This is a genomic window from Aminobacter aminovorans (assembly GCF_900445235.1).
Taxonomy (GTDB): Bacteria; Pseudomonadota; Alphaproteobacteria; order Rhizobiales; family Rhizobiaceae; genus Aminobacter; species Aminobacter aminovorans.
The window spans coordinates 783,454-794,655 of sequence record NZ_UFSM01000001.1; the positions used below are offsets into that span (position 1 = coordinate 783,454).

Annotated in this window: 9 protein-coding genes; 5 read left to right on the forward strand and 4 right to left on the reverse strand. The window is 64.2% G+C overall.

From position 1 onward, the window contains the following. The first annotated feature begins 24 nt into the window (after positions 1 to 24). Complete coding sequence (locus DY201_RS03770; protein WP_115730047.1) at positions 25 to 1,437, forward strand: helix-turn-helix domain-containing protein; 1,413 nt, start codon at positions 25 to 27, stop codon at positions 1,435 to 1,437. A gap of 4 nt (positions 1,438 to 1,441) precedes the next feature. On the opposite strand, the gene DY201_RS03775 is transcribed toward DY201_RS03770, so the two are convergent. Next, complete coding sequence (locus DY201_RS03775; RefSeq protein WP_115730048.1) at positions 1,442 to 1,792, reverse strand: DUF423 domain-containing protein; 351 nt, start codon at positions 1,790 to 1,792, stop codon at positions 1,442 to 1,444. A 203-nt stretch (positions 1,793 to 1,995) separates the two neighbouring features. Between DY201_RS03775 and DY201_RS03780 the strand changes: the two genes are divergently transcribed. Continuing rightward, the gene (locus DY201_RS03780; protein WP_115733571.1) at positions 1,996 to 4,299 is read left to right on the forward strand and encodes a Tex family protein; all 2,304 of its coding nucleotides are present in this window, start codon (positions 1,996 to 1,998) and stop codon (positions 4,297 to 4,299) included. Between the two features lie 125 nt (positions 4,300 to 4,424). Further along, positions 4,425 to 5,642 (forward strand): argininosuccinate synthase, encoded by a 1,218-nt coding sequence (locus DY201_RS03785; RefSeq protein WP_115730049.1) that lies wholly within the window; start codon positions 4,425 to 4,427, stop codon positions 5,640 to 5,642. Positions 5,643 to 5,788: 146 nt separating this feature from the next. On the opposite strand, the gene DY201_RS03790 is transcribed toward DY201_RS03785, so the two are convergent. Continuing rightward, positions 5,789 to 6,307 (reverse strand): hypothetical protein, encoded by a 519-nt coding sequence (locus tag DY201_RS03790; protein WP_131922467.1) that lies wholly within the window; start codon positions 6,305 to 6,307, stop codon positions 5,789 to 5,791. A gap of 131 nt (positions 6,308 to 6,438) precedes the next feature. After that, positions 6,439 to 7,257 (reverse strand): lytic murein transglycosylase, encoded by an 819-nt coding sequence (locus DY201_RS03795; protein WP_115730051.1) that lies wholly within the window; start codon positions 7,255 to 7,257, stop codon positions 6,439 to 6,441. A gap of 167 nt (positions 7,258 to 7,424) precedes the next feature. Between DY201_RS03795 and DY201_RS03800 the strand changes: the two genes are divergently transcribed. Beyond that, positions 7,425 to 8,663, forward strand: coding sequence for a flavin monoamine oxidase family protein (locus DY201_RS03800; protein WP_115730052.1), 1,239 nt, complete (start codon positions 7,425 to 7,427; stop codon positions 8,661 to 8,663). A 122-nt stretch (positions 8,664 to 8,785) separates the two neighbouring features. Beyond that, positions 8,786 to 9,397, forward strand: coding sequence for a DUF1236 domain-containing protein (locus DY201_RS03805; protein ID WP_115730053.1), 612 nt, complete (start codon positions 8,786 to 8,788; stop codon positions 9,395 to 9,397). Between the two features lie 49 nt (positions 9,398 to 9,446). Here the strand turns inward: DY201_RS03805 and DY201_RS03810 are convergent, their stop codons facing one another. Further along, positions 9,447 to 11,150, reverse strand: a complete 1,704-nt coding sequence (locus DY201_RS03810) for a putative bifunctional diguanylate cyclase/phosphodiesterase (protein ID WP_115733572.1) — start codon at positions 11,148 to 11,150, stop codon at positions 9,447 to 9,449. Positions 11,151 to 11,202 lie beyond the last annotated feature (52 nt).

An 11,202-nucleotide genomic window follows, 5' to 3' on the forward strand; every position in this document is an offset into this window, starting at 1 on the left:
AATGTAAATTGCGAATTTGCAAACATGGCCACCCGCAAACTCTATATCGGTCGCAAGGTGCGCGAACTGCGCGAGGCCAACAAGGCGACGCAGGCGAGCTTCGCCGAGCGCATCGGCATCTCGACCAGCTATCTCAACCAGATCGAGAACAACCAGCGCCCGGTTTCCGCTTCGGTGCTGCTCGCGCTCGCCGAAAAATTCCAGATCGATATCTCGGAGATCTCGCAGGGCGACAATGACCGGCTGCTGTCGGCGCTGACGGAGGCGCTGTCCGATCCGATCTTCGAGAACTATGCGCCCAACCTGCAAGAACTGAAACTGGTGACGCAGAATGCGCCGGGGTTTGCCCGGGCGCTGATCTCGGCGCACCAGGCCTATCGGCGCAACTCGGAGCAGCTGGCGAGCCTTGACGACACGCTCGGGCGTGGCACATCGGCCTCCGAGCCGACCCCCTATGAGGAAGTGCGTGACTTCTTCCATTTCGTAGACAACTACATCCACGCGCTCGACGTGGCGGCAGAGCGACTGGCCGGGGAGCTCGGCATCGGCGAGCGCGACACTTATGCGGCGCTGGCCGCGCATCTGGACAGCCGGCACGGCGTCCGCATCGCCCGTGGCGATGCCGATGACGATGCGCTGAGGCGCTTCGACGCCAAGTCGGGAGTGCTGTTCCTCAACCCCTACTCGCCGCTGGCCACTCGCAGCTTCCAGATCGCCTTCCAGGTCGCCGAGATGGAGATGGAGGCCGAAGTGGCACAGATCGCGCGTTCGGCCGAATTCCGGACCAGCGAGGCGCAGGAAATCTGCAAGATGGGGTTGTGCAACTATTTCGCCGGCGCGCTGACCCTCCCCTACCAGGCCTTCATGCGCGCGGCGGCGGAGCTGCGCCACGACCTCGAGCTGATGGCGGCGCACTTCGGCGCCTCGATCGAGCAGGTGGCGCACCGGCTCAGTACGCTGCAGCGGCCGGGGCACAAGGGCGTGCCGATCTTCTTTGCCCGCATCGACCGCGCCGGCAACATCACCAAGCGCCATAGTGCCGCCAAGCTGCAGTTCGCTCGTTTCGGTGCGGCCTGTCCGCTGTGGAACGTGCACCAGGCCTTCGAGACGCCGGGCCGGATCATCCGCCAGTTGGCCGAAACGCCGGATGGCGCCCGATATCTCTGCATCGCCACGGAGATCTCCAAGGGCGGCGGCGGCTTCAACGCGCCGCACCGGCGTTATGCCATCGCGCTCGGCTGCGAGGTCACTTACGCGCAGGATTTTGTCTATGCCGACGGGTTGGAGCTGGGTAGCAGGACCGCCTTCGACCCGATCGGCATCTCATGCCGCATCTGCGAGCGGACCAACTGCCTGCAGCGCGCGGTGCCGCCGCTTAAGCGCCGGCTGGTGATCGACAAGGATGTCCGTCATCCCCTTCCCTATCGGATCGGCTGAGGAATCAGCTGTCCTTGCGGGCCAGCAGGCCGCCAACGGCAAGCGTCAGCCAGCCCAGGATCATGCCGGTGCCGCCCAAGGGGGCGGCGAATGGAAACAGGCGCTGGCCGAGATAGTCGCGTGCCAGGAGGTCACCTGAGAACAGCAACACTGAAAGGAGCAGGACGGCTGCTCCGATGTGCAGGATGCGGGCTGCGACCAGCGACAGGGCGATAAGGACAGGCGCATGAAACAGCAGAAAATTGGCCGCAGTGGCGACATTTGTGCTGCCGCCATGGCTGGCCGCCGCCGACAGCGCCACGCCAGCTGCGCCGCAAAGTGCCGCGGCGACAAACAGAAACCGGTCGAATTTCATTGATTTGCTCCTGAGGGCGCTTTCCCTGAAAGATACGCGGAAGCCGGGAAGATGCGCGCCAAAATTCCATCCGTTTGCAGCGCCGATTGCCGCAGCCCTGCCGCTTTTCTGTGGAGCTTGAGACGGCGCGGGAAAATGGTCGTTTGGCGTTCCGCCCGGCAGTCACTATGTTCGCGCACCCGTTCAACAGGCACCAGGATTCCATGGCTGGCGACATCAGGAAAATCGCTGCGATCATTGCAGCCGAGATCAATGCAAAGGCCGAGCAGGTCATAGCTGCCGTCGGGTTGCTCGACGAGGGCGCGACCGTTCCCTTCGTCGCCCGCTACCGCAAGGAAGTCACCGGCGGCCTTGACGACACCCAACTTCGCGATCTCTCCGAGCGCCTTGCCTATCTGCGTGAACTCGAGGCGCGCCGCACAGCTATCGTCGAATCCATTACCGGCCAGGGCAAGATGACCGACGAGCTGGCGATCCGCATCGCTACGGTCACCACCAAGGCCGAGTTGGAAGACATCTATCTGCCTTACAAGCCAAAGCGCCGCACCAAGGCGGAAATCGCCAGGGAGCGCGGGCTTGGACCGCTGGCGGAAGCCATCCTCGCCGACCGTTCGAAAGTGCCCGCCGAGCTGGCCGTGCCTTACGTCACCGGCGAAGTCACCGACGTGAAGGCGGCGCTCGAAGGCGCGCGCGACATCGTCGCCGAGGGCATTTCGGAAAACGCCGATCTCCTCGGCCGCCTGCGCACCCACATGAAGGAACGCGCCGTCATGCGTGCCCGCGTCGTCGACGGCAAGCAGGAGGCAGGCGCGAAGTTCTCCGACTATTTCGACCATTCCGAGCGCTGGGCCTCCGTGCCTAGTCACCGGGCGCTCGCCATGCTGCGCGGCCGCAACGAGGACGTGCTGTCGCTCGACCTCGAGATCGATGCCGACGACACCTCGCCGGTCAAGCCGGTCGAGCGGATGATCGCCGCCGCCTACCAGATTGGATCGACCCTGCCCGGCGACCAGTGGCTGATGCAGGTCGCCGGCTGGACCTGGCGGGTGAAGCTTTCGCTTTCGCTTTCGCTCGACCTGATGCGCGACCTGCGCGAGGCAGCAGAGGAAGAGGCGATCCGCGTCTTCTCGCGCAACCTCAAGGACCTGTTGCTCGCCGCACCTGCCGGCTCGCGCGCCACCATGGGCCTCGATCCGGGCATCCGCACCGGCGTCAAGGTTGCGGTCATCGACGCCACCGGCAAGGTGCTCGACACCACCACGGTCTATCCCTTCCCGCCCAAGAACGACGTGCGTGGCGCGCAGGCCGAACTTGCCCGGCTGATTATCCGCCACAAGGTCGAGCTGATCGCCATCGGCAATGGCACCGGCAGCCGCGAGACCGAGCGGCTCGTTGCCGACATGCTGATGGACATGCCGGCCCCCAAGCCGACAAAGGTCATCGTCAGCGAGGCAGGTGCGTCGGTCTATTCGGCGTCGGCCACGGCTGCCGCGGAGTTCCCGAATCTCGACGTGTCGCTGCGCGGGGCCGTGTCGATAGCGCGCCGCCTGCAGGATCCGCTCGCCGAGCTGGTCAAGATCGAGCCCAAGTCGATCGGCGTCGGCCAGTACCAGCACGACGTCGACCAGTATCGCCTCGGACGTTCGCTCGAAGCGGTGGTCGAGGATGCGGTGAACGCCGTCGGCGTGGACCTCAACACGGCCTCTGCCCCCCTTCTCGCTCGCGTCTCCGGTCTCGGGCCGTCGCTGGCTGAGTCGATCGTCGCCTATCGTGATGCCTCGGGCGCCTTCGCCACACGTCGCGACCTGTTGTCGGTACCCCGCCTCGGCCAGCGCGCCTTCGAACAGTGCGCCGGCTTCCTGCGCATCCGTGACGGCAAGGAGCCGCTCGACGCATCGTCGGTCCATCCCGAAGCCTATGGCGTGGCCAAGAAGATCGTGGCGTCCTGCGGCCGGGACTTGCGCCAGCTGATGGGGGATAGCGCAGCGCTGAAGGCGATTGATCCACGCGCCTTCGTCGACGAGCGTTTCGGCTTGCCGACGGTGCGCGACATCATCGCCGAGCTGGAAAAGCCGGGTCGCGACCCGCGTCCGGGTTTCAAGACGGCAACCTTCGCCGACGGCGTCGACGACATCAAGGATCTCAAGCCCGGCATGCTGCTCGAGGGTACCGTTACCAACGTCGCAGCCTTCGGCGCCTTCGTCGACATCGGCGTACACCAGGACGGCCTCGTCCATGTCTCGCAGCTGGCCGACAAGTTCGTGAAGGACCCACACGAGGTGGTGAAGGCCGGCGACGTGGTGAAAGTCCGCGTCGTCGAGGTCGATATTGCGCGCAAGCGCATCGGGCTTACCATGCGCAAGGATGGCGGCGAGCCAGCACCGCGCTCGGCCCCTCCCGCCAAGAGCCGCGACATGAAGTTCGCGTCATCGAAGCCGCAGCCAAACAAGGCGGACCAGCAAGGTGCGTTCGGCGCGGCCCTGCTCGAGGCGATGAAGCGCAAGTGAGCAAGCCTGGGCGATCACGCTGCTATCGCAGCGGCATGATCGCCCTTGCCCGCTTGCCCGTTCCTGCTTAGAAAGCCCGGGAAACGCGGCCCCAGCCGGCCGCTTGCAAAAGGTGCCGTGCTCAAATGTCCAAGTGGAAAGACGTCAAGAAGGTCGTGCTCGCCTATTCCGGCGGTCTCGACACCTCCATCATCCTGAAGTGGCTGCAGACCGAGCTCAATGCAGAGGTCGTCACCTTTACCGCTGATCTCGGCCAAGGCGAGGAACTCGAGCCGGCACGCAAGAAGGCGGAGATGCTTGGCATCAAGGAGATCTTCATCGAGGACGTGCGCGAGGAATTCGTCCGCGACTTCGTCTTCCCGATGTTCCGCGCCAATGCCGTCTATGAAGGCGTCTACCTGCTCGGCACCTCGATCGCCCGTCCGCTGATCTCCAAGCATCTCGTCGACATCGCCCGCAAGACCGGCGCCGACGCCATCGCCCACGGCGCCACCGGCAAGGGCAACGACCAGGTCCGTTTCGAACTGTCGGCCTATGCGCTGAACCCCGACATCAAGATCATCGCGCCGTGGCGCGACTGGTCGTTCAAGAGCCGCACCGACCTGCTCGACTTCGCCGAAAAGCATCAGATCCCGGTCGCCAAGGACAAGAAGGGCGAGGCCCCCTTCTCGGTCGACGCCAACCTGCTGCATTCGTCCTCCGAGGGCAAGGTGCTGGAAGACCCGGCCGTCGAGGCGCCCGAATACGTCCACATGCGCACCATTTCGCCCGAAGCGGCGCCTGACAAGGCGACGGTCATCAAGATCGGCTTCGAACAGGGTGATGCCGTCTCGATCAATGGCGAGCGGCTGTCGCCCGCGACCTTGCTGGCCAAGCTCAACGACTATGGCCGCGACAACGGCATCGGTCGCCTCGACCTTGTCGAGAACCGCTTCGTCGGCATGAAGAGCCGAGGCGTCTACGAGACCCCCGGCGGCACGATCCTGCTTTCGGCGCATCGCGCCATCGAGTCGATTACGCTCGACCGTGGTGCTGCGCACCTCAAGGACGAGCTGATGCCGCGCTATGCCGAGCTGATCTATTACGGCTTCTGGTTCTCGCCCGAACGCCAAATGCTGCAGGCGGCGATCGACCTCAGCCAGAAGGACGTCGAGGGCGAGGTCACCCTCAAGCTCTACAAGGGCAATGTCATGGTTATCGGCCGTGAGAGCGCGAAGTCACTGTATTCCGACAAGCTGGTTACCTTCGAGGACGACCAGGGCGCCTATGACCAGAAGGACGCCGCCGGCTTCATCAAGCTCAATGCCCTGCGTCTGCGCACGCTGGCTGCGCGCAATCGGTGATGACGAGCTTTTTCTTCTCCCTGTTCTACGGGGAGAAGATGCCGGCAGGCAGATGAGGGGCTGTGCAAGCCCCTCAGAAGTACGCGCTGCCCCCTCATCCGGCCCTTTGGGCCACCTTCTCCCCGCAAGCAGGGAGAAGGAAAGGCTCACGCCCCACCTTCGTAATGGTCCTCGAGATAGGTTCGCTTCGCAGCCTCATCGCGACTTGAAACCAGGTAGCGCCCGAACGCCAGCCGCTCGTGGTTCACCGCAGCCAGCTCCCAGACGCAGAAGGTCGCACGGTGCGGTCCGGGCAGCGCAAACGGTGAGAAATCGGCCGCCTCAGATGTCTTGGCGTAGACCGTCTCCCACATCTCATTGGCGTTGCGCCACGAACTCACCAGCAGGAAATGGAAATCGCCGCCGCAGCGGTGCAGTATGACGAAGCCGAGCTCACCCTTGAGATTGAGCCGGCCGGTCGCCGTCTCTGCCGCCAGGAAGCGCTGTGCCAGCGCGCTGGTTTCGCGTGTCACCGGCGTCGCCGCCTCGGCGATGTCGTACCATTTGAGCAGGCCGCCGCCAGCGGGCGCCGGCAGGCCTGGCGTCACCAACTTAGGGTAATGGGCATAGCCTTCGACATTGCCGAAGCGGGAGAGATCGGCGGGCAGGCCGCTCTGGCTGTTCATGACAAGATCCTCGTCCGCATTGAAAAAGCCCGGCGTCGCCACCGGGCTTTTGTCATTCTGCGTCCAAGGCGCTGGCATGGCCAGTGTGCCCGGAAAGTCTCCTGACAGGGTTGTGTCAGGTCAACGCGCGTTCAGTTGCCGTCGATTTCCGCGCCGATGATGGCGATCGCCTGCTGGTAGACGCTGGCTGCGTTCCAGCCCTGCAGCGCGCCGAAATTGGCCTGGCCGGGCTGATAGCCGCCGCCGGCGCTCCAGCCGTGGCCGCGCAGGAAGTTGGCGGTCGAGGCAAGCGCGTCGGCCTTGGAGCGGACCATGTCGATCTTGCCGTTGCCGTCGCCGTCGGCGCCGTATTTCAGTACGTTGACCGGCAGGAACTGCGTCTGGCCGATTTCGCCATGGGCAGCGCCGATAGCGTTGGGCGCCAGTGTGCCGTTCTGGACGAGCTTGAGCGCCGCGTAGAGCTGGTCGGTGAAATATTCCGAACGGCGGCAGTCATAGGCCAGGGTGGCGACGGCCGAAAGCGTGTGCTGGTTGCCCAGGAAGCCGCCGAAGCCGGTTTCCATGCCCCAGATCGCGATCAGCGGGCCGGCCGGAACGCCATAGCGGGCTTCGATGCTCTGGAACAGCGCCGCGTTCTGCTTCTTGATGGTCTTGCCCTTGGAGGCAATCGCCTTGCCGCCGCGCTTGGCCATGAACTGGTCGAGCGAGAGCTTGAAGCTCTTCTGGTTGCGATCGGCGTAAATGGTCTTGGTGGCGTAGGTCGTCTTGGCAAGGGCGCTGAGCGCGTTACCCTTGATGCCGTTCGCCGCCGCCTGGTCGGCAAAGGCTGCCTTCCATGCTTCGAAGCCACCCGCGTTGTTGCCGCACTCCGCCGCATATGCGCCGCCAGCCATAGCCGCCAGCATGGCGGAGGCTGCAGCAAAAGTCTTCACCTTGGCAAATAATGCCATGCCGTTCTCCTGATGCCTGAATCAATGCCCCTGGGAGGGATGTTGCCAGCCCCACGCTCTCTTGTCATCGTTAAGAAGGCGTTTACGTCCCCGTCTGCCTACAATGGCAGGTGGCAAAAAACTCGCATACGATCAAGCAATGAATATGGCGAGAGCGGGGAAAAACCATGGAAGATGTCGATGTTGTGATCGTCGGTGCCGGGTCCGCGGGCCTGTCGGCGGCAAAAGTGCTGCGCCGGGCAGGGCTTAGCTTCAAAGTGCTGGAAGCCATGGATCGCATAGGCGGACGCGCCTGGACCAGCAATAGACACTTCGGTGTGCCCTTCGACATCGGCTGCGCCTGGCTTCATGCTGCCGACCGCAACCCCTATTTCCCTGAAGCGCAGGCCTCCGGCTGGACGATGCATCATCACGACATGAACGTCGACCACCTCTATTATCGCAACCGCAAGGCGAGTGAAGCGGAGGAGGCGGCGGTCAAAGCGGCCGATGCCGCCATGACCGTTCTTCTCGAAGGCCACAACAACGCCGATGACCGGCTTGGCGCGCTGCTGGCCAAGGGACGCTCGTCGCGCGCGGCGGCCACCTTCTGCGGGCCGATGGATTTCGGCGCTGATGAAGACGAGATCTCGATTGCCGACTTCAGGAACGCCGCCGATCTCGATCCCAACTTTTTCACAAGGGAGGGTTTTGGCACGCTCGTTGCCCGTTTCGGCGCCGACGTGCCGGTCGAGCTTGCCACGCCGGTGCGCCGGATCGACTGGGATGGGGCTGGCGTCAGCTGCCACACCGATCGCGGTGTGCTGCGTGCCAACGCGGTGATCGTGACGGCCTCGCCGGCGGTGCTGGCCTTCGAGGAGATCGCCTTTTCGCCTGCGTTGCCGGAAAACTACGTGACGGCCCTTTTCGACCTGCCGATGGGCATGCTGACCAAGCTGCCGGTCGAAATCAGGGGCAGCCGGCTCGGGCTCAAGCCTTTCGACGACCTGCTCGTGGAACGCGCCGCGCGCCACGACATCTATTTTCTCAGCTTTCCCTTCGATCTCGACCTGATGGTCGGCTTCGTCGGCGGCGATTTCGCCTGGGAGCTGTCGGCCGCTGGCGAGGCGGCAGGCGTCGATTTCGCCACCGACAGGCTGTGCGAGATCTTCGGCAACGACACGCGCAAGCATGTCGGCCGCGCGATGATGACCAATTGGGGCGCCGAACGCTACGTCAGGGGTGCCTATGCCGCGGCCCGACCCGGCCGTTCCAAGGCGCGGTCGATACTGATGCAGCCGCTTCACGAGCGCATCTTCTTTGCCGGCGAGCATCTTGCCGGCCCGCTGATCCAGACCTGCGGCGGTGCCCGGCTATCAGGCGAAGCGGTAGCGCGAGATGTCGTTTCTCAGTTGGCGGTCCACTGACGACAGTCTTCGTAAGCGTCAGTCTGCGACAATTCGTGAGCGTTCCAGGCCATTTAATCAGGAACTGATAGCTGCCCGCACCGTTCTCGCCCCTTGAGGGACCAAGAAAACGGAGCGAAAAGATGAAAACCAAACTGTTGTTGCCCGCCGTCGCGGGCGCGCTTCTTGCCATGTCAGGCCCGTCCTTTGCCGACGTTGCCGTGCAGGCGGCGACAGATCTCAACGTCCGCGCCGGTCCGGGGCCACAATATCCGGTCATCGGGGTCATCGGCGCAGGACAGGCCACCACTCTGCGCGGCTGCCTCGAAAGCAGCAAATGGTGCAGCGTCGCCGATTCCGGCGGCGATGGCTGGGTCTATTCGGATTATCTCGTCGGCGATTTTGGCGGCCAGGAGATCGTGCTTTCGGCGCGCCCGGCCGATTCTGGCGTGGTGGTCGTTGATCCGCCGGCCGCCGGTGGTGCCGGTGACGTCGTCATCGACGGCACGACGGGCGCGATCGTCGCCGGCGAAGCCATGCCGGCCATCGAGCCGCCCGGCGCGGTGCGCACCTATGTGACCGATCACCGGATCGAGCCCGTGTATCTCGACGGCGAAGTCGTCGTCGGCGCGGGGCTGCCTGACACCGTAGAACTGACGGAAATCCCCGACTACGAGTATCGCTATGTCTATGTGAACGGCCAGCCGGTGTTGGTCGAACCGTCGACGCGGCGCGTGGTCTACGTGGTCCGTTAGCCCTAAATCCTCAAGGTCGGCCGCTGGGCAAGTCGCCTGGCGGCCGTAGCTAGAACCGTATTGCCGGCGCCTTGTCGGAAACATGTTCGGCCCGCTTCAACAACTGCTCGAACTCTGCCGCCGGCAGTGCCTTGGAGTAGAGATAGCCTTGGCCGACGCGGCAGCCCATGGCGTAAAGTGCCGCCTCCTGTGCCCGCGTCTCAATGCCCTCGGCGACGACCGACAGTCCCATGTCCCGAGCCATGCCGAGCACCGCGCGCACGATCGCGGCGTCCTGCGGGTCGCGCAGCATGTCGCGGATGAAACTGCGGTCGACCTTGAGCGCTGTAAGGGGAAAGCGCTTGATTGTGCTGAGGGCTGCGTGTCCAGTGCCGAAATCGTCGAAGGCGAGGCCGACGCCTGCCTTGCCGAGTTTGCGAAACGGCGCCAGCGTGCGCTCCTCATAGTCGAGTGCGATGGTTTCGGTGACTTCCAGTTCCAGCGCGTTGGCGGGCAGGCCATGACGCGACAGCGTAGACGTCACGGTTTCGGCGAGGGTGCCGGCATTGACCTGCACGGCAAACAGATTGACGGCCATGGTGATGGGGGCAAAGCCTGAAGCCCGCCACGCGGCCGACTGCCGGCACGCTTCATCGAGGATCCAGTTGCCCACCGTCAGCGCGCCGGAATGCGTTTCGAGCACGGCGAGGAAGTCGGCGGGTGCAAGCAGCCCGCGCGACGGATGCTTCCACCGCAGCAGCGCCTCGGCGCCCAGCACCTTGCCACTCTCCAGACAGACCTGCGGCTGGTATTGCAGGACGAATTCCCGAGCGCCGATGGCGCGTAGCAGTTCGTCCTGCAGCGCACGCCGGACCGCCACAGCATTGCGCATGCCCGGTTCGAATATACGATAGCTGCTGCCCTGCTGGCGTGCGCGGTAAAGCGCCAGGTCGGCGCTGGCCATCAGTTCCTCTGGGTCGCCACCATCGCGGGGTGCAACTGCGCCGCCGATGCTGACACCGAGCTTGAGCAAATGGTCGCCGATCTCGAAAGGCTGTTCGAAGGAATGCAGCAGGCTGTTTGCGGCAGCTGCAACCGTCGCAGGCTTGTCGATGCCGCGCAGCAGCACCGCAAATTCGTCGCTGCCGAGCCTGGCCACCATGGCATTGCCGTCAAGTGCTGCGGGCAGACGCACGGCCAGCGCCTGGAGCAGCGTGTCGCCGGTGGCGTGGCCGAGCGTGTCGTTGACCTTCTTGAAGCCGTCGAGGTCGACAAGCAGAAGCCCTGTCGCCTCGCCTTTCGAAAGTGCATCCTCGAGATGCATGTCGAATTGGAAGCGGTTGGGCAGGCCGGTCAGCGTGTCCTGATGCGCCAGCCGATGCAGCCGCATGTCGCGCTGCCTGCGTTCGGAGATGTCGCGGATGATGCCGCCCATGGAAACGCCGTTGGGGCCCTGCCAGACCGAAAGCGACAGTTCGATGGGAAACTCGCTGCCGTCGCGCCGCAATGCCGAGACTTCGACGGTCTTGCCGCTCAGCTTGGATGGGGTGCCCGAGGCGACGCGCGCGATGCCGGCATTATGGGCGCCGCGCAGCCTTGCGGGAATGATCAGGTCGAGGGTTTCGCCGACGAGCTCCGCCCTGTCGTAGCCGAACATGCGCTCGGCCGACTTGTTGACGAAGGAAATGTTGCGGCTGGCATCGATGACCACCAGCGCGAATTCGATATTCTCGGCAAAGCCGGCGAGCGGCGAGGCATCTGCGGTCGGGGTCATGAAATCACCACCGTCCATTACTTTATGCGGACCAACCCGGTGATCACACATG